This is a genomic window from Streptomyces sp. NPDC060366 (genome assembly GCF_042725135.1).
Taxonomy (GTDB): Bacteria; Actinomycetota; Actinomycetes; order Streptomycetales; family Streptomycetaceae; genus Streptomyces.
Genome location: NZ_JBHXDC010000010.1, coordinates 201,540 through 223,430, shown reverse-complemented (window position 1 = coordinate 223,430; position 21,891 = coordinate 201,540). Strand labels below are relative to the sequence as shown.

Here is a 21,891-nt window from a genome sequence, read left to right as displayed (position 1 = left end):
GGTTCTGGCCGCCGCCACCGTGACCCTCGCGTTGTCTGCCGCCCCTGCGGGGTCGGCGCGTTCACCGCGGGCCACCGTCATCAAGTTGACCAATGAAGAACGTGCCCGAGCCGGCTGTCCGAAACTGAACAGCGACGTCGCCCTCGGCAGGGCCGCCCAGCGGCACTCCATGGACATGGCCAAACATGACTTCGTCGGCCACACCGGTTCGCACGGCAGCACCATGGAGACCAGGGCGCAGGACGCCGGCTACTCCGGCTGGAGGTCGCTCGCGGAGAACGTCGCAGCGGGCCAGAGGAGCCCCGCGGCGGTGGTCCGGAGCTGGATGGACTCGCCGGACCACCGAGCCAACATGCTCAACTGCTCACTCACCCACATGGGCGTCGGCTACGTGAAGAAGGACGGCACCGCCCACGGCCGGTACTGGACACAGGACCTCGGCAAGAAGCCCTGACCACCGGACGGTGGAGTACGAACCCGCCGCGCAACCACCGCCGATCCGCCCCGGGCAGGCCGAGGCCCTCGCACTGGCCACTCATTCGGCCGGGACGCCTCGGCGGGGGTCGCGGAGCCGTTCGCTCTCTCGCTCAGCTCCCGGCCCTGGACCGCACGGGAGGCAGCCGCCTCACGCCGAGAACACTCTGGGGATCTCCGCGTGACCCAGGTCACATGTTACACGACATATATGTCGTGTAACTTATCTGGCATGAATACTGACGTGAATACTGCGGAGAGAAACCCGACCCTCGTCTTCATCCCCTGCCTTTCGGGCGCCCCGTGGAGTGCCGAACAGCTCGCCCCCTACGGCGAGGCGCCCAAGCGCGCGCTGCGCCTGCCCGAAGGCGTGAACGACATCGAGCGCTACGCCGACCACATCGAGACCGCGATCGCGGACCTCGACGACTACGTGCTGGTCGGCGACTCGTTCGGCGCGAACATCGCGCTCGCGCTGGCCACCCGCCGCCCGCAGGGCCTGCGCGCCCTGATCCTGTCCGGCGGATTCGCGGCCAACCCGGTCGACTCGAAGCCGTGGAAGGCCCTGATGCGGGCGATCGGCAAGGCCCGCGGGCCGTTCTACCGGCAGTTGGCGCTACGAGCCCATGCCCATCGCCTCGCCTCCCCGTTCGACGGCGAGGGACAGGTGCCCTGGAGCGAGGCGCGCAGCCGGGAACTGTTCCTCACCGGCACCCCCGCCGCCTCCTTCGGCGCGCGAGTGGAGGCCAGTCTTACCGCCGACTACGTCGACGTGCTCGGCCAGGTCCAGGTCCCAACCCTGATCCTGACCCCGTCGCACGACGTGCTGATCGGCGAGAACGCTTCCAAGATCATGCTCGCGGGCATCTCCGACGCCCGGGAGGTCGTGCTGCCACGCACCGGCCACATGTTCCGCTTCTCCCACCCGGCCACCTACGCCGCCGCGGTCAAGGGCTACCTCGCCGCCCTGCCGACCACCCGACAGAGCGCCGATGCGTAAGGCCGAACACCTGCGCTTCGCGATCCTGGCAGCCCAACGCGAAGGCAACCGGCTGCTGATCCAGGCCCTCAAACCCCACGGCATCACCCCGTCGCAGGCCGAGGTGCTGCGCCTGCTCCAGCAGCACGGCACCTTGAGCCTCAACGGGCTCGGACAGCTCCTGGTGTGCGAGAGCGGCACCAACCCCAGCCGGCTGGTCGATCGCGCCGTCGCGGCCGGGCTGGTCGAGCGCCGTACCGACGCCGAGGACCGCCGCTACCTCCAACTCAGCCTCACCCCCGAGGGCGAACGCCTGGCCATTGCGGTGGCCAGGATCGAAGAAGACCTCTACACGTCGATCGACGCCGCCTCCGAGGGCCTGGAGACCGACGCGCTCCTCGAGTTCCTGCACAACTTCGTCGACACCCTGCCTTCGGGCAAGGCCCTCAACAAACGCCTCAGCCTCGAAGGTTGACGGTCCCGACCGGGTCCTGAAGGCGGCGACGGTCCCAGCCGAAGGTGCCGGTCGGCTCGGACCGGTGGCGCCTGGGGGACTTCCGCAGCCGTCTGACGGGGCTCGACCCGGCCGGCCCGCCGGGGCGGGCGCGTTGTACATGCGCTGCGCCGGCGGACCGTTGTCGTCGTGCCCGGGTGTTCAAGCCGGCCTTCACTCACCGGTGGGCATCAGGCTGCTGCCAGGAAGGCGGTCAGGCCGTCCAGGAGCATGTTGCTGCCGAACTCGGACTGGTCACGCTCCTCGACGCTTCCGAGCGTCTGGGACAGGGTGATCCGGGTGTGGTCGCCGTCGGCGGCCAGGTCGACGGTCATCAGCACGAGCTCCTCGCTACCCGGAACACTCATGCCGACCACCAGTCGCTTGTTCTCCACGACCTCGGTGTAGCGGCCGGACAGCGGAACGCGGGTGCCGCCGGGGATGACCATGACGGAGCTCCAGGCACCGCCGGGCCGGACATCCAGGACGACCTCCTCGGCGCTTGCCCACTGCCCGTACTCCTCGGCGCGGGTCCAAGCGGCCCAGACCTGCCCGACCGGCGCCTCCAGGGTGCGGGTGATGACGTAGTCGAAACCGGCGGTGCTCATATCCGTCTCCTTCTGTTCGACCCCGCAAGTACGGGGCCAGGACTCTCTTTCAAAGAGAACGTCGGAGCCGACGGCACCTTCTCGACACCGCCCCGAAGAAACTTTTCCCAGTTGCCCGCCGCCGCCCGTCGCACGGCCCACCCGCCGACCGGTCAGCGGCGGGACAAACCCCCCGGCCTGCACACCCATCCGGGTGAGAGTCGGCGTTTCCTCCACAGGAACAAGGCCCCGTCGCGTCCCGCCTGTGCCATGAAGGTGTCAGAACCGGGGAGTCCCCGGATGCTCACCGACAACACGAGGAAATCACCATGAGCGCACCGCACGCCCGGCACGGAATCGTCTCCGTGCTCGCCGGGGTCCTGCTGGCCGGCACGGCCCTTGCCGCCCCCGCCGTCGCCGCCGACCAGGAGGCAGGCACGGGACCGGCCTCCTTCACCGCGCAGACGGACCAGGCCCCGGCGGCCGTCGTCTTCAGGGGCCGGGTCATCGCCCACCCGGCGCTCAACGTGCGCAAGACCCCGAACACGAAATACAAGCCGATCCGCTCGATCCCGTACGGCACCGTCGTCGACATCAAATGCAAGTCCAACGGCGAGGTCGTGGACGGCAATCCCCGCTGGTACCTGCTGAAGAACGGCGGCTGGGTCGCCGCCCGCTGGGTCGAGAACATCAACGGCACCCCTCCGTGGTGCTGAACACGACACACTGACCGCCACCCAAGAGCCCGGCGCTTCCCCCTGACCAGGTGCGGAGCGCCGGGCTCTTTCGTTGCCCCGGATCTTCGAGGTCCAGGGCACTTCTGTGCAGCCACCTGTCCTTTGGTGGTCCCTTTGAGATGATGGGCGGCCGACAGAGGTGAGGTTGACATGGACCCAATGGTCTTAGCCGCGGGGACGGCGTTGGTGAGCGCGATGGCCACGGATTCCTGGCAGCAGGTCCGAGACGCGACGGTGAGATGGTGGCGCGGGGCTGACGCGACGGACGCCGACGCTGTCGGGGCTCAGCTCGACGAGGTCAGGCCGCAGGTTCTGACGGCACGGCAGGCGGGCGACGAGGACAGCGAGCGGGTACTGGCGGAGGCCTGGCGGGTTCGGCTCCAGCAAGCGCTGCGTGACCGGCCGGACTTGGCCGCCGAACTGCGCGGCCTCCTGGACGAGCAGGTGATACCCGCGCTGCCGGACAGCGAGCGGCCTCAACTGGGTTCGCCGGTGATGAAGGCCACGGCATCGGGCAACGGGCGGGTGTACCAGGCGGGCCGAGACCAGCACATCACCGAACGTTGAGCGCGGAAGCCGACGAACCGAGGGACGACGGGCAGGACAGTGGCCCCCGACTGCGGGCCGAGGCGTCCGGCGAGGCCCGGATCTTCCAGGCGGCCAGAGACCAGGTCATCGCGGAGCAGGGCGACGTTCACCTGCACTATCTGGACGGTGTGCGCGAGACCCGGCGGGTCTCCGCGGGGACGACCGCTCCCCCGGACTGCCCCTACCCCGGCCTGGCGGCGTTCCAGCGGGACGACGCCCGGTGGTTCTTCGGCCGGGACTCCCTGATCGCCGATGTATTGACGGTTTTGGACGAACGGTCCGGCGGCGGTGGCCCGTTGGTGATCGTCGCCCCCTCGGGCGCCGGCAAGTCCTCCCTCCTGAGGGCCGGTGTACTGCCCGCTCTCGATCGCGGCATGGTGCCGGGCTCCGCCGGTTGGCCGCAGTTGCTGTTCACTCCCTCGGCGACTCCGCTCGCGGCCCTGGCCGGGCAACTGGCAGAGGTCACCGGCGTCGATACCGAACGAGCCGAAGCAGCCGTGGCCGCGGGGCCGGCGGCCTGTGCCGCCCTGGTGCGTGAAGCCTCTCCCCGCCGGTTCGTGGTCGTGGTCGACCAGCTAGAGGAGCTTTTCACGCTGTGTGAGAACGAACCCGAGCGGCGGACGTTCCTTGACGTACTGGCCTCGATGGCCGTCGGCCCCGACCCGGCGGCACTCGTTGTCTACGGATTGCGGTCGGACTTCTACACCCGCTGCACCGACTACCCACAGCTCCGGTCGGCCTTGCAGAACCGGCAGATCGTCGTCGGCCCGCTGTCGGCGACCGGCGTGCGAGAAGCAATCATCTTCCCCGCCCGGCAGGTTGGTCTGACGATCGAACCCGGGCTCGTCGAACTGCTCCTGACAGACCTGGGCGGTCCCACCTACGAGGCCGGGCGGCTGCCGCTGCTGGCCCATGCGCTGCGTACGACGTGGCAGCAGCGGCACGGCAGCACGCTGACCGTCGACGGCTACCGGGCGACCGGTGGCATCCGGCACGCGGTCGCCACCAGCGCGGAGCGGGTCTTCTCCGGTCTGGACCCGTCGGTCCAGCAGGGCGCGCGGGCCATGTTCCTGCGGCTGGTCAGAATCGGTGACAGCGCCGACGGTACGGACGACACCCGCCGCCGCCTTCCCGTGGGCGACGACCTGTCCCCCGCCGCACTGGAGGCGTTCACCGCCGGCCGTCAGCTGACCCGTGAAGGCGACACCGCCACCATCACTCACGAGGTCCTGATCCACGCCTGGCCCCGGCTGCGTACCTGGATCGAAAGGGACCGGGAAGAGCGCCTGGTCCGCCAGCGACTCGAAGAGGCGGCGGCCGCCTGGGAGAACAGCGCTCGCGACCCGGACATGCTGCACCGCGGCAGCCAGCTCGAGGCGGCCCGCGGGTGGGCCGGCCACACCAGTTCGGTCGCGGCCGCCTTCCTCGCAGCCTCTGTGCGACGCGCGCGCCGCACCACCCTGCTGGCCCGCGCCGTCATCGCCGCGCTGACCGCCCTGACCCTGATCGCCGGTGCCGCCGCCGTTGTCGCCTTCGCTCAGCGTGGAACCGCCGAGGCCGAACGGGACACCGCCCGCTTCCGCCAGCTCATGGCCACGGCCGAGGAACTCCGCGACAGCGATCCCTCCCTGGCGGCGCAATTCGACCTCGCGGCCCATCGCGCGAACCCGAACAATCCCGACGCCTACACACGGGTACTCAACGATGCCAACGCCACACTGTCCACCGCGCTCACAGGATTCCCCGATCCCGTGTACGAGGTGGCGTTCAGTCCGAACGGACGCACGCTGGCCGCCGTCGGTGGGAACGGGGCTATCCGCTTGTGGGACACGAGCGATCCGAAGCGCCCGGTGTCCTTGGGAGACCCGCTGCCCGGACGCGACAAAGGCATCACCGGGCTGGCGTTCAGCCCGCAAGGAGACAAGCTGGTCGCCGCCGGCAGTGAGGAGACGGGCTGGCTCTGGGACGTCACCGACCCGACCCGCCCGGTGCGCCTGGGCGCGCCCCTCACGGGACATTCCGGCGGTGTGTTCGCCATCGCGTTCAGCCCGGACGGCGACATGGTGGCGACCACCGATGAACTGACCATCCGGCTCTGGGACGTGAGCACTCCAAGCGGCCCCGAGCTCGTCGGCGGCCCGCTGACCGGGCACGGCGAAACCATCGCGTCGGCGGTGTTCACCCCGGACGGCAACACACTGATAACCGGTAGTTTCGACGGCACAGTACGGTTGTGGGACACCACGGAGCCGTCCGACGCGGCCCAGTTGGGACGCCCGCTACGGGGAGACGACCACTTCTACAGCTGGCTGAGCCAGAACGGCGAAACCCTGGCCGTTCCCGACAACGCCGGGAAAGTCTGGCTCTGGGACATCACCGAGCCGGCCAAGCCGAAACCGCTGGGCAAGTCCCTGCCGGGTCACGGCAAGAGCGCGACGTCGTTGGTCTTCAGCCCGGACGGCAACATACTCGCCGTGGCCGGAGACGACCGTACGATCCGGCTCTGGGACATCACCAATCCCGCCCGACCCAAACTGCGGGGTAACCCTCTGCCCGGCGCCGCTCTGGCCAACGGCGAACTGCCCAGCGAATCGTGGGGATACGGACATGAGCTGGTGTTCAGTCCGGACGGCAAGACGCTCGCCGCAGGCGGCAACGACGGAACCGTGCGTCTGTGGAACGTGGCGCTGCCGGACAAGACCACCCCGCTCGGCAACCTTCTGACCGGACACACCGACGACATCCGGTCGATGGCGTTCAATCCCAACGGCACCACACTGGCCACGGGCAGTACGGACGCCACAGTTCGGCTGTGGAGCGTTCCCGACCCCGGACTGACCGGACACGTCGGCTTCGGCGACTCCACCATGTTCAGCCACAGCGGAAAGACACTGGCTACTGACCACTTCGGCGACAACTGGGCTGTCTCCATGTGGGACGTCGACGATCCGGCAGCGCCTGAATCGCTGGACAACAGATTGACCGGCTACACCAAGGACGTCGGATCGGTACTCTTCAGCCCGGACGGCACCACGCTCGCCGCCGCGACCTATGAAGCGACAGTACAACTGTGGGACGCCCGCGACCCCGAGCACCCGAAACTCACCGGCGCCCCCCTGACCGGCCACACGAATCATGTGGCCTACATGGCATTCACTCCGGGCGGCACCACACTCGCCACGAGTGACGGTGCAACGGTGCGTCTGTGGGACACAAGCGAGCCGGCCCATCCCACGGCGCTCGACGAGATCGTCACCGAAGAGGAGTTGATCCATGTCAGTGACCTGTCGATCAGTCCGGACGGCGCCACCCTGGCCGTAGCGACCGAAAAGGCATGGGCCTCGCGAGTGCAGTTGTGGGACATCAGCAACCCTGCCCACCCGAAGCCCTTGAACGAGCCCGTCACACTGAACGACGCCAAGCCGGGCAACTCCGACGGATTCAGACGACTGTTGATCACCGGCAGCACGCTGGTGACCGGTGGCTCCGACGGGACCGTACGGTTGTGGGACATCAGCAACCCGGCCCGCCCGCAGGCGCTGGGTGATCCCCTGACCGGCCACGCGGACAAGGTGACGTCCATGGCCCTCAGTCCGGACGGCCGCACACTGGCCACCGCCGGCCAGGACCACACGGTACGGCTGTGGGACATCAGCGACCCGACCCACCCCGCAGCACACGGTGAACCCCTGAACGGCCACGCCGGCCCCGTGAGCTCGGTGGTGTTCAATCCCGACGGCAACCTCCTCGCCAGCACAAGCGAGGACGGGACGATCCGACTCTGGACGATGGACGCCGATCGAGCCACCGACCGGATCTGCAACGCCACCCGTGCCGCCCTCACCCCCGAGACATGGAAACGGCACCTGCCCGGGCTTTCCTACGAGCCTCCGTGCGACTGAGAAGGAGCACCACACGGCGGTATGCCCGCTCCCCCGTCCGCACATCCGCGCCCAGCGGGGGACGATGCCAAGCTCCACGATGCTCAACCGTTGACGGACATCAACAACCTCATGGCCGTTCGGGCTTGTGGGCAAGAAAGGTGGCGAAAAGCCTCTCAGTCCCTTCGACGGGTTCCTCCACCAGGCGTGCCGTGAGGACGAGCCCGGCCTGCTTCAGGAGTTCGGCGATCCGATCAGGCGGCAGCAGGTAGGACTCGTAAGACACGGGATGACCGCCGTACGCCTGTGTCGGACGGAGATGCAGGTCGGCACCGGCGTGACCGGCCAGCATCAGAGAGCCGCCGGGCGCGAGAGTGCGGTGGAACTCGCCGAACACCACCGGCAGCAGCGTCGGCGGTGTGTGGTGGGTGGAGTAGTACGCGAGGACGCCTCCGAGGCTGTTGTCCGCGATCGGGAGCGAGGTCATCGAGCCGACGCTGAAACGCAAGTTCGGGTACGCACTGCGAGCCAGCCCGACCATGGCGGGCGACAGGTCCATCCCGAACACGGGCAATTGCCGCTCGGCGAGGTACGCCGTGACTCTGCCGGGCCCACATCCCACGTCTGCGACGGGCCCGAGGCCGGCCGTTCGCACCACCTCCGTGAAGACGCCCAGCATCCCTCGTGACAGCGGATCCAACTCCGCCGGAGACTTGACCCGTTCGACGTAGTCGGAGGCGACCGTGTCGTACGACTCCCGGACAGCGGCGAGGTAGGAGAGATCAGGCATACGGGCGACTCTAGTGAGGGCCCGCGGCCCACGTGGCCTCCGGGACCGCCGACGGGCAGCCGAGAGGAGCCCCCCCCAACCACCCAAGCAGACCACCGGGTGCCTGCTGCTCCTGCTGTAGTTCGTGATGATCCGTGGGGCAGAGTGGAGGCATGACTACGTACGACACGATGCCCTTCCACCTTGAGACCGAGCGGCTGATACTGCGGCCGTGGAACGAGTCGGACGCCGCCGAGTTCTGCGCCCTCCTCTCCGAACGCGGCAAGGGAACTCCCACGGTTGAGCACATCCGTACGTCCATCACGGAGCTGCTCACCGCGACGGCGACAACGGGGATCGCTCTGCTGCCCATCCAGCGCCGTGACGAAGGCGACTTCATCGGCTACTGCGGGTTGATCACCGGCCGCTCCACGTTGGAGGAGCCCGAAATCGCGTATGAGCTGTTCCAGCGCGCGCATGGGCGTGGCTACGCCACCGAGGCGGCCGGCGCGGTGCTCGATGCCGCAATCGCGACCGGGCGGAAACGGCTCTGGTCGACCGTCGGCACGTGGAACACGCCGTCGCTCCGCGTCCTTGAGAAGCTCGGGTTCGAGCGGGATCACGTTTCCATGGAAGACAACGGTGAAGTGGTCTGGCTCACACGCTCGTTGCCGTGACTCGGGAGCACACCTCCGATGCTTCATGCCCGCATGATCGAGTGCCGGGTCGCCGAGCCGCGTTCACCGATTGGCGGCCAGCACCGCCGCGAGGCCCTCTTGTAGATCTTTGACGAAATACTCGGGAACCTCCAGCGACGGGAAATGTCCCCCGTTTTCGGGCGACCCCCATCGGACGATCTGTCGATATCGCTCCTGTGCCCAGGGGCGCGGACACTTCTCGACATCGCGGGGATACATACTGATCGCCGACGGGACGTCGACCCGAAGTTCGGGATCGAGCGAGTTGTGGCTTTCGTAGTAAATTCGAGCCGCCGACGCCCCGGTCCGGGTCAGCCAATACAGGGTGACATCGTCAAGAATGCGGTCTCTGGAAATCGTCTCGAACGGGCTGTCCTCGGTGTCCGACCACTCGGCGAACTTGTCGAGGATCCAGGCAAGAAGCCCGATCGGTGAGTCGACGAGCGAGTAGCCGATGGTCTGCGGTCGGGTCGCCTGCTGCTTCGCGTACGCCGCGCGGTGGTGCCAGAAATCGCGGGTCTCCTCGGTCCACTCTCGCTCATCCGCCGTCAGCCCGTCCGTCGTCAAACCGGGCGGTCCCTCCGCGAACGTTGTGTGGATGCCGAGAACGTGCTCCGGGAACCTGCCGCCGAGAACGGTGGTGATATTGCCTCCCCAGTCGCCGCCGTGGGCTGCGAACTTGCCGTAGCCGAGCCTTCCCATCAGTTCCACCCATGCGGCCGCGATCTTCTCGGTTCCCCACCCGGTGGTGGCCGGCTTGTCGCTGTAACCGAAGCCCGGTAGCGACGGGATCACGACGTGGAACGCCGGCGCGTCCGCATCTTTCGGATCTGCCAGCTCGTCCACCACATCGATGAACTCGGCAATGCTGCCCGGCCAGCCGTGCGTCAAGATCAGAGGAGTGGCATCCGCGCGCGCGGATCGGCGGTGCAGGAAGTGGATTCCCAGATCGTCAATGGTCGTGCGGAACTGGCCGATCCGGTTGATGCGATCTTCGAACGACCGCCAGTTGTACCCGGTGCGCCAGTAGTTCACGACGTCCACGAGGTCGGCGAGAGGAACGCCCTGCTCCCATCGGCGAGGGTCGGGCGCGGCGCGACAGACCGTCTCGGCCTCCGGCAGCCGCGCCGCGGCCAGTCGCGCGCGCAGATCGTCGAGGTCGGCGTCAGTTGCGTGGGCTTCAAATGCTTGTACGTCGCTGGTTGGACGGGGCATGAGACCTCCTGGCCATCGCGGAACCGGCTAAGACGGTTCTAACAGTTCCCCGAGCCACGCTGCAACCCCCTAAGGTGGTTCCATGCACGCTCGGTTCCCTGACTTCCGCCTCGGCAATGTGCTGGCGACCAGCTTCACGGGGACTCTGTCGGAGCGTCATGGCAGCGCTGTGGAGCGCATTCCCGTGCCGCACCGACTCGTCGACTGGCTGGCGGTGAACGGCCTCGCCGTGGACTCCTGTACCGCTGCCCAGCTCGACCTCGCCCGGGAACTGAGGGAGTCGATTCACGCCGCCGCGACGGCGGCCGCGATCCAGGACGCTCTCCCCGCGCCTGCTGTCCAAGTCATCAATGACCGCAGCGCTCAGGGTCGGGCCGCGGCCATCCTGACGCCCGAGGGCCAGCGGCGATGGCTACTTGGCTCGGCTTCCTGCGTGGAGGATGCCCTCAGCGTGATCGCCGCCGACGCGATCAGCATCATCGCAGGCGAACGAGACGGAAAATTGGCCCTGTGTGCATCACCAACCTGCCGAGCCGCCTTCTTCGACACCAGCCAAAGCCGCACCCGCAAATGGTGTGACATGAACACGTGCGGGAATCGTCAGAAGAAAGCACGCTTCAATGCCAACCAGCGCAAAAAGCCCAGATCAGCGGAGTGATCGTTACCTCGGTCCATCCAAGTGGGTGGCCTGCTCGATTTGCCAGAGCGCACTCACAGCAGTCAGGAGCGCAGCCTCACATCCGGGATCTCAGCACGTCGACCTCACAGCCCGGCGCGAACGGGTCGAAGCCGTGCTCGGCCAGCCAGCGAACCACCAGCAGGCTTCGCACCGACCACCACGCGTGGATCACGTCGAGGTCGACGTCGGTGCCGTAGCCGGCGATGACGTCGGCGAGGTGCTCCTCGTGTCCGAGCGTGAAGGTGGCGAGGTCGTACAGGGCGTCACCCCGGCCCGCCTCGGACCAGTCGATGATGCCGGTGACCTCGTCGCCGTCGACGAACACATGAGTGACCTGAAGGTCGCCGTGCGTGAACGCCGGAGTCCACGGCCGGAGCGCGGCCTCGGCAACCTGGCGGTTGCGGGTGACCAGGTCGGCGGGCAGGGAGCCGTTCGTCACGAGCCGCTCGCACTCGCTGTCGAGATCGGCCGCCAACTCGGCGAGGTCCCGGCCGGCCCCGCCGGTCCAGGGCGGCAACGGCGCGTCGTGCAACTTCCGGATGGCGGCACCTGCCGCGGCCCACGCCGCAGGCGGCGCGGTCGACGGCTCGCCGAGGCGGCCGAGCGCCGTCCCTGGGACAGCGGCGATCGCGAGCACAGGCGGCTTGCGCCAGAGAACCTCCGGAGTCGGGACCGGCACCAGGGCCATCGCCTGGACCTCGACGTCAATGCGTGCCTGATCGGCGTCCACCTTCAGGAACACGTCACCGACGCGCAGGGTCGCGCGCTCGGAATGGGCGACGACGAGTTCGACCTCATCCATGGTGACCAGTATTCCGGGGATGATTGCCGACGTCACCGGGTTTATCGCGTGCGATGGCGCGGCTGACCGCGTCCCGATACCCGGCAACCTCGTGCGCGACATCGCACTCTGCGCAGGTCAAGTCCACCACTGCCCCGTGCGGTGCCGCCCTGCTGCGGCGATGCGTCAGCTCTGTGCGGTGTCGTCGCCCGCCTGCCCGGCGCCCTCAGCTGTGCCCGTCTTCTCGCGCATCTTGCGCACCAGCTCCGCCTTTTGGTCGGCTGCACCCTTGCGGTCGAGGTTGCGGTGCGGGCCGTTGTTCTGCCGTTCGGCGCGGGACAGCCTCTTGCGCTGGCCGCCGCCCATGCCCACGGGGTTGTTGATGTTCTTGCTCACGGTCACGGGTTCTCCCGGTAATGATGTGAAGTGATCTACGGATTCATCGGCGGGGGACGGGCGGCGACGTCGAAGGATGTCAGCAGGGGCCCATCACGCTCTCACTCGGAAATCGGCGTCCGGAAGAACATGACAAAGACGTTACCCGGTTCCGCCGACCCTGCACACCAACCCTTTCGCCGCCCCGGCGTCGGCCGGGGCCTTCGGCGAGCGACCGGGGCAGGTCCAGATGGCGTTACCGGGCCGCCGCGGGCGTTGTCAGTGGTCGCGAGCACACCGCGTACTCAGCCGCGAGGCAAGACCGTGCCTGCTTCATCCCGCTGTTGCCGCCGGCACACCCCGACCAGGATCAGTCCTTGGCCGAGGTGTCCTGATCGTCGTCCAGGAGAGTGATGAGGCGGCCAGTGATGTCACCGAGCGCGAAGGTGCCGAGGGCGCCGAGGCCGTCGAAGATCGGGTCACGGATCTCGCGGCGCTGGGCGCGGAGCACGCGGACCACGAGCAGACGTCCATCGGGTGTGAGTGTGGCTTCGGAGGCGCGCCTGCCGCCTGTCGTGGGGCGGCGGGTGACAAGGCCTTGGGCCTCGAGGGTGGTGAGGGCGTGGCTGATGCGGCTCTGGGAGAACCGGAGGGTGTCGGCGAGGCTTTTCAGGGCGAGGGTCTGGTTTGCGGCTGCGCTGAGAAGGACGAGGAGCTTGAAGTGTCCGTGGGTGAGGCCGCCGTCGCGCTGGGCTTGCCGCTCGAGGGCTGTCTCGAGCAGGTGGGTGGCGAGGATCAGGTCTTGCCACACCGCAATACGGTCCAAGCGGTTGTCGTCCTCGGTTCCGGCATGCAGGCCACGCTCGGGGTCCGATGATCTCGTCATGCTTCTTGTCCTCCCCGGCGGATCCTCGGACACGTGTGGTGCCGCTGCGGTGAGCGCGACGATGCTGCCGGGCGCGCGGCGCATCGCCGCCAATCTATCCGGTGATCACCACGCGTCGTCGCGGAGCCGGCGGTCGGCAAGGCCCCCCTCGGCATGACGCGCCTTGCAGCGGTCCCCCCTCAGCGGCGCCACACAGCATCGCGAGACACCGAACGCCGTTCGGCAGGGAGGAACGGCGCTGGTGTGCCGTTCCTGCCTGCCTGCCTGCCTGGTGTCAGACCATCGGGTTGCCGTCGACGGTCGCCTCGGGGGAGGTGAGGTCCTGGATGACGTCCCAGTGCTCGACGATACGGCCGTTGTCCAGCCGGAATATGTCGACGATGACGACGGGGTTCGGTGCCCAGCCGTGGACGATGCTGTGGGTGAATACGAGGTCGCCCTGCGCGGCGATCCGCTGAGGCTCCCACGAGAAGCCCTCCAGGCCCGGCACCGCAGCACGGAGCGTGTCCAGACCGCTGGGCATCTGAGGACTGTGCTGTACGTAGGGCTCGGCCCAGTACCGGTCGAGCGCGGTGATGTCCTTCTCGGTGAAGAGCTCCCGCATGGCGGTGAGCACGATATCGGTGTTGCGCTGAGCCTGGTCGGCTGCGGTATTGCCAGTCACGGTCGTGCCTCCTCGATAGTTCCGACAAACCTGTGAAGAGTGCCGCCGACAGTCACGTTGGAATGCAGCGTCCCGTTGGCGAAGTCCTCGACGTGGGTGACGGTGGCGCCGCCGGCCTCGGTCCACGAGTTCAGGTAGACGCCGTCGCGGATCTTCTTCAGGTCGATCTTTACGGTCTCCGCGTGACCGTCGGGCGCGAGCCCGCCGCCCTCCTCGACGACGAAGCTGCCCTGCGTCTGCGAGTCGAAGGTGAACCGCACCTTCAGTGCGCCCAGGTCGAACTTGTAGCTCTTGCCGACCACCTGCTCGGTCATGGCGCTCCTTCCATCTTGTTGCCGGAACCCCCGACTATTGACTTGAACGTTCAAGTCATGAAATGCATTCCCGGACACGTGTCAGGGGCGCTCCGGCTCCTGACTCGTGCGCGGCGGCGATGGCGGTGTCACAGCGGTGCGCAGCGCCGCCGCGTACGCGTCGTCCGGGTCGAGACGGCGCAGTTCCTCGGCGATCAGCTCGGCCGTGCTCCGCACGCGCAGGGCGAGGGTGCGGGTGGGCCGGCCGGTGATGGAAAGGGTCGCCACCACTCCGACCGGGCGATCGATGTGGATCTCGCCCAACCCGGTGTACAGCCGGACCCCTGTCACCACGGGGCCGTCGGTGTCCAGCTGCTCGACCGGTACGCGGAGGCGGTCGGTGAGCCAGCGGGCCAGCAACTCGGCGCTGGGGTTGCCGGGTTCGCTCTCCACCACCGCCGAAGTGACGGTGGTGCGGACCTGGTCGAGGGCGGCGGCCAGCATGGAACGCCACGGGGTGAGGCGTGTCCAGGCCAGATCCGTGTCGCCGGGGGCGTAGGAGGCCGCACGCGCGGCCGGTTCCCGCAGCGGTTCCCCGACGGCGTGCATGTCGGTGATCCGGCGCTGCGCGAGCGCGCCCAGCGGGTCTTTGGCGGGCGCCGCCGGCGCGTCGGTCGGCCACCAGACGACGACGGGGGCGTCCGGCAACAGCAGCGGCAGGACCACCGACTCGGCGTGGTCGACCGCCTCGTCGTACAACCGGAGCAGCACGGTCTCACCGCTGCCGGCGTCGGCGCCGATACGGACCTCGGCGTCGACGCGGGGCTCGCTGCGGTGCCGGAAGCCGTGGGCCGGCCGCTTGATGACGGCCAGGATCCGGGAGGGATGTTCACGGGAAGCCTCGGTCGCGGCCTTCACCGCGTCATGTGCGTTCTCCTCGTCGGTGACGATGACGAGAGTGAGCACCATGCCGAAAGCGGCGGTGCCGTTGGCCCTGCCCTCGATCAGGGCCTTGTTGATCCGGCCGGCCGTCGTGTACGTGAGGTCGGTGATCATGGCCTGCGCCACCTCCGTCCGTCTCGTGCGAGCATCTGGTCGGCCTCGGCAGGGCCCCAGCCGCCCGAGGTATACTGCGCGGGCCTGGCGTGCGTCTCCCAGTGCTCCTCGATCGGGTCGAGGATCCGCCAGGACTCCTCGACCTCCTCGGTACGCGGGAAGAGGTTCGCGTCGCCGAGCAGGACGTCGAGGATCAGGCGCTCGTACGCCTCGGGGCTCTCCTCGGTGAAGGACTCGCCGTAGGTGAAGTCCATCGTCACGTCACGGATCTCCATCGAGGTGCCGGGCACCTTCGAACCGAATCGGATGGTCATGCCCTCGTCGGGCTGCACCCGGATGACCAGGACGTTCGTGCCGAGTTCCGCGGTCGCGGTCGAGTCGAACGGCGAGTGCGGGGCACGCTGGAAGACCACCGCGATCTCCGTGACCCGGCGGCCCAGTCGCTTGCCGGTGCGCAGGTAGAACGGGACACCCGCCCAGCGGCGGTTGTCCACCTCCAGCTTGACGGCCGCGTACGTGTCGGTCTTCGACGCGGGATCGATGCCGTCTTCCTGGAGATAGCCGAGGGCCTTCTCGCCGCCCTGCCAGCCGGCCGCGTACTGGCCGAACACGGTGTGCGCGCCGAGTTCTTCCGGCAGCCGCACGGACTTCAGGACCTTGAGCTTCTCGGTGAGCAGCGACTCGGCGTCGAAAGCGATGGGCTCCTCCATGGCGGTCAGGGCGAGGAGTTGGAGGAGGTGGTTCTGGATGACGTCACGCGCCGCGCCGATGCCGTCGTAGTAGCCGGCCCGGCCGCCGATGCCGATGTCCTCGGCCATCGTGATCTGCACGTGGTCGACGTACGACCGGTTCCAGATCGGCTCGTACATCTGGTTGGCGAAGCGCAGCGCCAGGATGTTCTGGACGGTCTCCTTGCCCAGGTAGTGGTCGATGCGGAACACCTGGTCCGGCTCGAACACGTCGTGCACGAGCGCGTTCAGCTCACGGGCGCTCCTCAGATCGTGTCCGAAGGGCTTCTCGATCACCGCCCGCCGCCAGGAGTCCTCGGGTGCGTCGGCCAGCCCGTGCTTCTTCAGCTGCCGGACGACGTCGGGGAAGAATTTCGGCGGCACGGACAGGTAGAAAGCGAAGTTGCCGCTGGTGCCCCGGGACGCGTCAAGGTCGTCGACGGTCTCCCGGAGCTTCTTGAACGCCTCGTCATCACCGAAGTCGCCCACGATGAAACGCATGCCCTCGGCGAGCTGCCGCCAGGTTTCCTCCCGGAACTCCGTACGGGCGTGCTCACGCACCGAGTCGTGGACCAACTGTGCGAAGTCCTCGTCCTCCCGGTCCCGCCGGGCGAAGCCGATGAGCGAGAAGCCCGGCGGCAGCAGCCCGCGGTTGGCGAGGTCGTACACGGCGGGCATCAGCTTCTTGCGGGACAGGTCACCGGTGACACCAAAAATGACCAGGCCCGACGGGCCCGCGATACGCGGCAGACGGCGGTCGGAGGCAGTGCGCAGAGGGTTCGTCCAACTGTCCGCCCCAGGCGTCGGGGTCATGTCCGGCATCGCGTCAATCCCCTTTCGCGGCAAGGCGCTTCAGCTCCTTCTCGGTGGACGCGAGCAGTTCGATCCAGGCCTCCTCGAACTTCGCGACGCCCTCGTCCTCCAGCGTCTGTACGACATCGGCGTAGGAGATACCGAGCCGCTCGACGGCATCGAGGGCGGCGCGGGCCTGGTCATAGGTGCCGGCGATGGTGTCGCCCGTGACCTCGCCATGGTGGGCGGTGGCGTGGAGCGTGGCCTCCGGCATCGTGTTGACCGTGTTCGGCGCGACCAGCTCGACGACGTAGAGAGTGTCCTTGTACGCGGGGTCCTTGACGCCGGTCGAAGCCCAGAGGGGGCGCTGCTTGTTGGCTCCCGCCTGCTCCAGGGCGGCCCAGCGCTCCTCCGCGAACGTCTCCTCGTAGGCCTGATGGGCGAGCCGGGCATTGGCCAGCGCGGCGGTGCCCTTGAGTGCCTTGGCCTCATGAGTGCCGAGCGTCTCCAGCCTCTTGTCGACCTCGCTGTCGACACGGGAGACGAAGAAGGAAGCGACGGAGTGGATGGCCGCGAGATTGGCGCCTGCGGCCCGCGCCTTCTCCAGGCCCGCCAGGTAGGCGTCCATGACCTCGCGGTAGCGCTCCAGGGAGAAGATCAGCGTGACGTTGACGCTGATGCCGCTACCGATGACCTCGGTGATCGCGGGCAGGCCCGCCTTGGTCGCCGGGATCTTGATGAGAGTGTTGGGGCGGTCCACCAGCCAGGCCAGCTGCTTGGCCTCGGCCACGGTCGCGGCGGTGTTGTGCGCCAGACGCGGGTCCACCTCGATGGAGACGCGGCCGTCCCGGCCCTGTGCCGAATCGTGGACCGGGCGCAGGATATCGGCGGCGTCGCGGACGTCCGCCGTGGTGATCATGCGGAGGGCTTCTTCGACGGTGACCTCGCGGGCAGCGAGGTCGGTGAGCTGCTGCTCGTAACCATCGCCGCCACTGATGGCCTTCTGGAAGATCGACGGGTTGGTGGTGACGCCCACGACGTACTGCCGGTCGATCAGTTCGGCGAGGCTGCCGGATGTGATTCGCCGGCGCGACAGGTCGTCCAACCAGATCGAGACGCCTTCCTCCGAGAGGCGCTTCAGTGCACTCACGTTGTCAGTCATCGAATAGAACTCCTGCTCGGCGTAAGGGGGTTCAGCGCGCGACGGCGAGGGGCTCGCGAGCAGCTTCGGCCACAGATCCGGGGTGAGGCCGAACTCGCGGAACAGCACCTGGCCCGGCTCAGAGATTAGATGACGCATCAACCGTTACCGAGGCTCAACCTACATGACTGGGTGACACGTCAACAAACCCCTCTACCCTTGCACGTATGAATGAGGAACCAAGCCGACTCACCCCGGCCGAGGAGCACGCCTGGCGCAACTTCGTCCGGCTGCAGAGCAAGCTCATCGGCCGGCTCTCCCGCGATCTGCAGACCGAGTCCAACCTGTCCGCCGCCGACTACACGGTCCTCGTCAATCTCACCGAGGTACCCGAGGGCCGACTCCGCTTCCTGGACCTGACCAGAGCGGTGGAATGGGAGAAGAGCCGTATGTCCCACCACATAGCCCGGATGACGAAACGTGGGCTGGTGGCTCGTGAGGCGTGCCCCGAGGACGGCCGCGGCGCTTATGTGGTCGCCACCCCGGCCGGCCGGGAGGCGATCGCGGCAGCGGCCCCACGTCACGCCGGAGCCGTGCGCCGCCTGTTCATCGCCCCCTTCACACCACAGGAGCTGAACACGTTCAGCGAACTCTCGAAGTGCCTTCTGGAGCAGCTGGAAAAGGATGACGACGACAGGGAATTCACCGCCGCCGGCGACGAGACCTCTGCGGAAAGAACGCCCCGCCGTGCGCGGTCAGCGAGTACGGCCGCGTGGCTTGAGCGGGGTCGCCGGCAGTTCGGGAGCGGGCAACGGCGAGCCGTCGTAGCCGCGGACCGTCCCGAAACGGTCACCTGACATCCAGGCCGCACGCCCCTCGGCGATCTCCTCCTGAGTTCGTCCGATGAGGTTCCACCACATGATGATCTTCTCCTGGAACGGCTCTCCCCCGATGAGCAGCAGCCCCGAGTCGTTGAGGGCGCGCAGCGGCAGCTCGGTACGTCCGGACCCCAGATAGAGCATGGAGCCGGGGTCGAGGCGCGCGCCGTCCACCTCGGTGGCTCCGGACATCGTCAGCACGGCGTACTCGAAGTCCGGCTCCACAGGCAGCCGTACGTCCGCGCCTTCGGCGAGCGCGAGGTCCGCGCCGACCAGCGGCGTATACGTCGTACCCGGCGATACCGCACCGTCCAGTCCGCCCAGGACGACGGTGGCTGTCAGCCCCGGACCCGTGACGACCGGCAGGTCGGCGTGGTGCTCGAAGGCGGGCGCGGTGTGCCGGTGGGCGTCGGGCAGCGCGACCCACAACTGGGCGCCGTGAAGCAGCCGGGGATGTGGCGCGGTGCTCTGCTCGGCGTGCGCGATGGCCCGCCCCGACGTCATCAGACCGAGTTGGCGAGGACGCAGGACCTGCACGCTGCCGACGCTGTCGCGGTGCAGGACCTCGCCCTCGTGCAGCCAGCTCACCGTCTGCAGGCCCATGTGCGGGTGGGGCGGTACCTGCATGCCGGGCTCGTCGGCGATGTCGTCGGGCCCGTAGTGGTCGACGAAGCACCAGGCGCCCACCATGCGCCGCCCCAGATTCGGCAGCAGTCTGCGCACGACCGTGGCGCCCACGCTTGCCTCGCGGGGGTTCAGCAGCTCCCTGACGGGCCGCCCTGACACATCGGCCCGGCCTCCGCACTCACGGAGGCTGGGCTGGAGGTCGAGGTCGCTCATGACGACTGCGTCCCTTCTGTTGCGGCGGGCCGCGGCACGGAGTTGTGCCGTCCCGGGCGTTCGGGCGCGGGCACGATGGGCACTTCACCCCGTACCGCCCGCGTGACGGGGGTCCGGTCGGCGATCTCCAGCAGCCGGGCGCGCCGGGCATCGTCGAGGTCGCCCGTCAGCTCGATGCGCCGGGTGATGCGGGCCGCCCGGTCCGGCCCTTTCTCGTACGCCAGGTGCACCCGGACTTCGGGCAGGGGCCACTGCTTGCGCTGGGCGTACATGCGCAGGGTGATGACCGTGCAGGAGCCCAGGGCCGACAACAGCAGGCCGACGGGAGTGGGCGCGGTGTCGGCCCCACCGACGGACTCCGGCTCATCGGCGGCGAGCGGGTGGCGACCCGCGCGTATGTCTACTCGGTAGTCCGACTCGGAACTGGTGGCGACCACGGCCGCGGCTCGTACGTAGACGGGCCGGCCGGCGTCGGTTGTCTCGGTCCGCTCCGCCTGCTCCGCCTGCGGCACGGTCCGGCTCACAGTCCGAACCGCGCCCGCTGCCCCTGCGGCACCAGGTCGGCGTACTCCAAGTGCTTGCCGATCCAGCCACGGATGAAAGGGCAGAAGGGAAGCACCCCGAGCCCTTGCTCCCTGGCCGCGCCGAGGGCCGCGCGGGCGAGTACGCCGCCGAGGCCGCGGCCCGCGAACCGCGGATCGATTTCCGTATGGATGAAGGCGATCTCGTCCTGGTACCGGTGGTACTCGGCAAAGCCGGCGAGTTCGTCGCCGTCGAAGACCTCGAAACGTGATCGGCCGGGGTTGTCCGCCACGCGGGATTCCATCGCTCCTCCTCGGGATGGTCGCTGCGCAGTCGCTCCTCCGCACGAGGAGGAGACTTCCGCGGCAAGACAACCACCAGGGTAGTTGATTAGTCAACCGAGTCCCATGGCGACGACCCGCGAGTCGCCAACGCGCCCGCCGGGCGGCGCAAATGGATACGCGACGACTCCTGTTGCGGCATGATGTTGACACATCCACCACATGAAGGTGACCATGCGGTTCGGGATCACCGCCGTCGGCGATGTCACGCCGGACCCGGTGACGGGCCGTTCGCCGACCGAGCGTGAGGCGGATCAAGGCCATGGCCGCTATCGCGCTGAAGGCCGAGGAGGTCGGGCTCGACGTGTTCGCGATCGGCCGGGCACGTGCCCGCCCGGTCACAGCGGCCGGTTGCGACCTGGCCCTTGCTCTATTCGATCTCAGAAGTTGACGGAGACTCCGATGCCACTGTTGCGGCTGCCCGACGGGCGCGATCTCGAGTACGAAGTCCGAGGACCGAGCACGGGACCGGTCGCCCTGTTCCATCACGGCATGCCGGGCTCGGCCGTCCCGATGGACACGGTCCTGGATTCGATGACAGCGCGCGGGTTCCGGGTGATCACGTACTCGAGGGCGGGTTACGGCGCATCAAGCCACGCCACCGGCAGGACTGTTGCCGATACGGCCGCCGACTGTGCCTTCCTGCTCGGCCGACTTGGCGTCGAGCGGTACCTCGTTGTCGGGTGGTCCGCCGGCGGACCACATGCGCTGGCCGGCGCGGCGGTGGCCCCTGAGAGCGTTGAAGGCGTACTGCTCGTCTCCTCGTTCGCGCCGTTCGACGCCGACGGCCTCGACTACACCGAGGGCATGGGCGCACAGAACGTCGCGCAGTTCGGGACGGTCGGACACGGCGAATCGGCTATGCGCGAGCTCGTGGCGCAGATGGCTTCGGCTGTCCGGGGCAACAAGTCGGCGGATGTCGCGACCGAGATGGCCTCCTTGCTTCCACCCGTGGACCTGGCGGTACTGACCGCCGAGTACGGTGCGGACAACGCGGCCAACATGGACCACGGTCTGTCCCGAGGGGACGAGGGGTGGGTCGCGGACCTGGCCGCGCTCACCAGCCCGTGGGGTTTCGACTTCGGTGGTGTCGTGGCGCCGATCGAGCTGTGGCACGGCGCCGTGGACCAGATGGTCCCTGTCACGCACGGCCAGTGGTTGGGCGAGCACCTGCCCACGGCTGAGGTTCATCTGGAACCCGGGCAGGGACACCTCTCCATTGCGATCGGCAGTCTGGGAGAGAAGCTCGAGGTTCTGCGAGGGCGCGTCGCCGACCACGCCACGTCCTGACCGACTCTTCCGGTACGGCGACGCCGACCGGGTCGACCGGGTCGACCGGCGTCGGCGGTCGACGGCACGGTCCTGGGTGGTGTGGCCACCGAGCAGTGCGAGTTGCTCGGCGGCCACAGCACCGGGCGCGGGTGTGAACCACTCGGGGTGAGCTCGCTTGCGGCGGCCTGTGCGGCACACCAGGCACACGACCGAGGCGGTCTT

Annotated in this window: 23 protein-coding genes and 2 pseudogenes; 11 read left to right on the top strand and 14 right to left on the bottom strand. The window is 68.3% G+C overall.

What is annotated here, in order from left to right; genetic code table 11:
- Positions 1-85 precede the first annotated feature (85 nt).
- The 3 genes from ACFWHU_RS24670 to ACFWHU_RS24660 all read left to right on the top strand — a co-directional run bounded on the left by ACFWHU_RS24670 (position 86) and on the right by ACFWHU_RS24660 (position 1,928).
- Entirely contained in the window at positions 86-454 is a 369-nt protein-coding gene (locus tag ACFWHU_RS24670; RefSeq protein ID WP_387227205.1) for a CAP domain-containing protein, read from the top strand.
- A 252-nt stretch (positions 455-706) separates the two neighbouring features.
- A complete protein-coding gene (locus ACFWHU_RS24665; protein WP_387227203.1) occupies positions 707-1,474 on the top strand; it encodes an alpha/beta fold hydrolase in 768 nt (255 codons plus the stop codon).
- Positions 1,467-1,928, top strand: coding sequence for a MarR family winged helix-turn-helix transcriptional regulator (locus tag ACFWHU_RS24660; RefSeq protein ID WP_387227201.1), 462 nt, complete (start codon positions 1,467-1,469; stop codon positions 1,926-1,928). Before ACFWHU_RS24665 ends, ACFWHU_RS24660 begins: the two co-directional genes overlap by 8 nt.
- Before the next feature lie 209 nt (positions 1,929-2,137).
- Here ACFWHU_RS24660 and ACFWHU_RS24655 read toward each other — a convergent pair whose 3' ends face one another.
- Complete coding sequence (locus ACFWHU_RS24655) at positions 2,138-2,554, bottom strand: SRPBCC domain-containing protein (RefSeq protein WP_387227199.1); 417 nt, start codon at positions 2,552-2,554, stop codon at positions 2,138-2,140.
- Positions 2,555-2,862: 308 nt separating this feature from the next.
- Here ACFWHU_RS24655 and ACFWHU_RS24650 point away from each other — a divergent pair, with 308 nt between their 5' ends.
- The 3 genes from ACFWHU_RS24650 (at position 2,863) to ACFWHU_RS24640 (ending at position 7,760) form a co-directional block, all read left to right on the top strand.
- Positions 2,863-3,249, top strand: coding sequence for an SH3 domain-containing protein (locus tag ACFWHU_RS24650; protein ID WP_387227197.1), 387 nt, complete (start codon positions 2,863-2,865; stop codon positions 3,247-3,249).
- 171 nt (positions 3,250-3,420) lie between these two features.
- On the top strand, positions 3,421-3,837 hold the full coding sequence (locus ACFWHU_RS24645) for a hypothetical protein (RefSeq protein WP_387227195.1): 417 nt from the start codon (positions 3,421-3,423) through the stop codon (positions 3,835-3,837).
- Positions 3,834-7,760, top strand: a complete 3,927-nt coding sequence (locus ACFWHU_RS24640) for an AAA family ATPase (RefSeq protein ID WP_387227193.1) — start codon at positions 3,834-3,836, stop codon at positions 7,758-7,760. The genes ACFWHU_RS24645 and ACFWHU_RS24640 overlap by 4 nt, the downstream gene beginning before the upstream one ends.
- 109 nt (positions 7,761-7,869) lie before the next feature.
- On the opposite strand, the gene ACFWHU_RS24635 is transcribed toward ACFWHU_RS24640, so the two are convergent.
- On the bottom strand, positions 7,870-8,529 hold the full coding sequence (locus ACFWHU_RS24635; protein WP_387227191.1) for a class I SAM-dependent methyltransferase: 660 nt from the start codon (positions 8,527-8,529) through the stop codon (positions 7,870-7,872).
- Between the two features lie 152 nt (positions 8,530-8,681).
- Here ACFWHU_RS24635 and ACFWHU_RS24630 point away from each other — a divergent pair, with 152 nt between their 5' ends.
- Complete coding sequence (locus tag ACFWHU_RS24630; protein ID WP_387227189.1) at positions 8,682-9,185, top strand: GNAT family N-acetyltransferase; 504 nt, start codon at positions 8,682-8,684, stop codon at positions 9,183-9,185.
- 63 nt (positions 9,186-9,248) lie between these two features.
- Here ACFWHU_RS24630 and ACFWHU_RS24625 read toward each other — a convergent pair whose 3' ends face one another.
- A complete protein-coding gene (locus tag ACFWHU_RS24625; protein ID WP_387227187.1) occupies positions 9,249-10,421 on the bottom strand; it encodes an epoxide hydrolase family protein in 1,173 nt (390 codons plus the stop codon).
- Between the two features lie 82 nt (positions 10,422-10,503).
- Here ACFWHU_RS24625 and ACFWHU_RS24620 point away from each other — a divergent pair, with 82 nt between their 5' ends.
- Positions 10,504-11,079: a CGNR zinc finger domain-containing protein gene (locus tag ACFWHU_RS24620; protein ID WP_387227185.1), complete on the top strand. Its 576-nt coding sequence runs from the start codon at positions 10,504-10,506 to the stop codon at positions 11,077-11,079.
- Between the two features lie 76 nt (positions 11,080-11,155).
- Here ACFWHU_RS24620 and ACFWHU_RS24615 read toward each other — a convergent pair whose 3' ends face one another.
- The 8 genes from ACFWHU_RS24615 to tal form a co-directional block, all read right to left on the bottom strand.
- Complete coding sequence (locus ACFWHU_RS24615; protein ID WP_387227183.1) at positions 11,156-11,902, bottom strand: phosphotransferase family protein; 747 nt, start codon at positions 11,900-11,902, stop codon at positions 11,156-11,158.
- Between the two features lie 165 nt (positions 11,903-12,067).
- Complete coding sequence (locus ACFWHU_RS24610; protein ID WP_381802988.1) at positions 12,068-12,283, bottom strand: DUF6243 family protein; 216 nt, start codon at positions 12,281-12,283, stop codon at positions 12,068-12,070.
- A gap of 343 nt (positions 12,284-12,626) precedes the next feature.
- Positions 12,627-13,226, bottom strand: a complete 600-nt coding sequence (locus ACFWHU_RS24605; RefSeq protein ID WP_387227180.1) for a MarR family winged helix-turn-helix transcriptional regulator — start codon at positions 13,224-13,226, stop codon at positions 12,627-12,629.
- Between the two features lie 190 nt (positions 13,227-13,416).
- Positions 13,417-13,806 (bottom strand): nuclear transport factor 2 family protein, encoded by a 390-nt coding sequence (locus ACFWHU_RS24600; protein WP_385792709.1) that lies wholly within the window; start codon positions 13,804-13,806, stop codon positions 13,417-13,419.
- Entirely contained in the window at positions 13,803-14,120 is a 318-nt protein-coding gene (locus ACFWHU_RS24595; protein WP_385792711.1) for a hypothetical protein, read from the bottom strand. The genes ACFWHU_RS24600 and ACFWHU_RS24595 overlap by 4 nt, the downstream gene beginning before the upstream one ends.
- An 81-nt stretch (positions 14,121-14,201) precedes the next feature.
- A complete protein-coding gene (opcA, locus tag ACFWHU_RS24590) occupies positions 14,202-15,155 on the bottom strand; it encodes a glucose-6-phosphate dehydrogenase assembly protein OpcA (protein ID WP_387227176.1) in 954 nt (317 codons plus the stop codon).
- Positions 15,152-16,696, bottom strand: a complete 1,545-nt coding sequence (gene zwf, locus ACFWHU_RS24585) for a glucose-6-phosphate dehydrogenase (protein ID WP_387227174.1) — start codon at positions 16,694-16,696, stop codon at positions 15,152-15,154. Before zwf ends, opcA begins: the two co-directional genes overlap by 4 nt.
- Positions 16,697-16,709: 13 nt before the next feature.
- A complete protein-coding gene (gene tal, locus ACFWHU_RS24580; protein WP_387227172.1) occupies positions 16,710-17,837 on the bottom strand; it encodes a transaldolase in 1,128 nt (375 codons plus the stop codon).
- A gap of 206 nt (positions 17,838-18,043) precedes the next feature.
- On the opposite strand from tal, the pseudogene ACFWHU_RS24575 reads away from it, so the two are divergent.
- A pseudogene (locus tag ACFWHU_RS24575) lies at positions 18,044-18,508 on the top strand (MarR family winged helix-turn-helix transcriptional regulator); the annotation flags it as partial.
- A 63-nt stretch (positions 18,509-18,571) separates the two neighbouring features.
- On the opposite strand, the gene ACFWHU_RS24570 reads toward ACFWHU_RS24575, so the two are convergent.
- Genes ACFWHU_RS24570 through ACFWHU_RS24560 form a run of 3 tightly spaced genes read right to left on the bottom strand, consistent with a single transcriptional unit; the run spans position 18,572 to position 20,360 of the window.
- Positions 18,572-19,534, bottom strand: a complete 963-nt coding sequence (locus ACFWHU_RS24570; RefSeq protein WP_387227170.1) for a pirin family protein — start codon at positions 19,532-19,534, stop codon at positions 18,572-18,574.
- Positions 19,531-20,058 (bottom strand): OsmC family protein, encoded by a 528-nt coding sequence (locus ACFWHU_RS24565; RefSeq protein ID WP_387227168.1) that lies wholly within the window; start codon positions 20,056-20,058, stop codon positions 19,531-19,533. Before ACFWHU_RS24565 ends, ACFWHU_RS24570 begins: the two co-directional genes overlap by 4 nt.
- A complete protein-coding gene (locus ACFWHU_RS24560) occupies positions 20,055-20,360 on the bottom strand; it encodes a GNAT family N-acetyltransferase (RefSeq protein ID WP_385792723.1) in 306 nt (101 codons plus the stop codon). Before ACFWHU_RS24560 ends, ACFWHU_RS24565 begins: the two co-directional genes overlap by 4 nt.
- Positions 20,361-20,571: 211 nt before the next feature.
- Between ACFWHU_RS24560 and ACFWHU_RS24555 the strand changes: the two are divergent.
- Both ACFWHU_RS24555 and ACFWHU_RS24550 read left to right on the top strand, forming a co-directional pair.
- Positions 20,572-20,734: pseudogene (locus ACFWHU_RS24555) on the top strand (5,10-methylene tetrahydromethanopterin reductase); the annotation flags it as partial.
- A gap of 65 nt (positions 20,735-20,799) precedes the next feature.
- Positions 20,800-21,687: an alpha/beta fold hydrolase gene (locus tag ACFWHU_RS24550; RefSeq protein WP_387227165.1), complete on the top strand. Its 888-nt coding sequence runs from the start codon at positions 20,800-20,802 to the stop codon at positions 21,685-21,687.
- The last annotated feature ends 204 nt before the right edge of the window (positions 21,688-21,891 follow it).

What these genes read in the sequence shown, in the direction of transcription:
- ACFWHU_RS24665 (WP_387227203.1), top strand. Translation starts at nt 707, where the DNA reads ATGAATACTGACGTGAATACTGCGGAGAGAAACCCGACCCTCGTCTTC.
- ACFWHU_RS24660 (WP_387227201.1), top strand. Translation starts at nt 1,467, where the DNA reads ATGCGTAAGGCCGAACACCTGCGCTTCGCGATCCTGGCAGCCCAACGC.
- ACFWHU_RS24655 (WP_387227199.1), bottom strand. Translation starts at nt 2,554, where the DNA reads ATGAGCACCGCCGGTTTCGACTACGTCATCACCCGCACCCTGGAGGCG.
- ACFWHU_RS24650 (WP_387227197.1), top strand. Translation starts at nt 2,863, where the DNA reads ATGAGCGCACCGCACGCCCGGCACGGAATCGTCTCCGTGCTCGCCGGG.
- ACFWHU_RS24645 (WP_387227195.1), top strand. Translation starts at nt 3,421, where the DNA reads ATGGACCCAATGGTCTTAGCCGCGGGGACGGCGTTGGTGAGCGCGATG.
- ACFWHU_RS24635 (WP_387227191.1), bottom strand. Translation starts at nt 8,529, where the DNA reads ATGCCTGATCTCTCCTACCTCGCCGCTGTCCGGGAGTCGTACGACACG.
- ACFWHU_RS24630 (WP_387227189.1), top strand. Translation starts at nt 8,682, where the DNA reads ATGACTACGTACGACACGATGCCCTTCCACCTTGAGACCGAGCGGCTG.
- ACFWHU_RS24625 (WP_387227187.1), bottom strand. Translation starts at nt 10,421, where the DNA reads ATGCCCCGTCCAACCAGCGACGTACAAGCATTTGAAGCCCACGCAACT.
- ACFWHU_RS24620 (WP_387227185.1), top strand. Translation starts at nt 10,504, where the DNA reads ATGCACGCTCGGTTCCCTGACTTCCGCCTCGGCAATGTGCTGGCGACC.
- ACFWHU_RS24615 (WP_387227183.1), bottom strand. Translation starts at nt 11,902, where the DNA reads ATGGATGAGGTCGAACTCGTCGTCGCCCATTCCGAGCGCGCGACCCTG.
- ACFWHU_RS24605 (WP_387227180.1), bottom strand. Translation starts at nt 13,226, where the DNA reads ATGCGCCGCGCGCCCGGCAGCATCGTCGCGCTCACCGCAGCGGCACCA.
- ACFWHU_RS24595 (WP_385792711.1), bottom strand. Translation starts at nt 14,120, where the DNA reads ATGACCGAGCAGGTGGTCGGCAAGAGCTACAAGTTCGACCTGGGCGCA.
- opcA (WP_387227176.1), bottom strand. Translation starts at nt 15,155, where the DNA reads ATGATCACCGACCTCACGTACACGACGGCCGGCCGGATCAACAAGGCC.
- zwf (WP_387227174.1), bottom strand. Translation starts at nt 16,696, where the DNA reads ATGACCCCGACGCCTGGGGCGGACAGTTGGACGAACCCTCTGCGCACT.
- tal (WP_387227172.1), bottom strand. Translation starts at nt 17,837, where the DNA reads ATGACTGACAACGTGAGTGCACTGAAGCGCCTCTCGGAGGAAGGCGTC.
- ACFWHU_RS24570 (WP_387227170.1), bottom strand. Translation starts at nt 19,534, where the DNA reads ATGAGCGACCTCGACCTCCAGCCCAGCCTCCGTGAGTGCGGAGGCCGG.
- ACFWHU_RS24560 (WP_385792723.1), bottom strand. Translation starts at nt 20,360, where the DNA reads ATGGAATCCCGCGTGGCGGACAACCCCGGCCGATCACGTTTCGAGGTC.
- ACFWHU_RS24550 (WP_387227165.1), top strand. Translation starts at nt 20,800, where the DNA reads ATGCCACTGTTGCGGCTGCCCGACGGGCGCGATCTCGAGTACGAAGTC.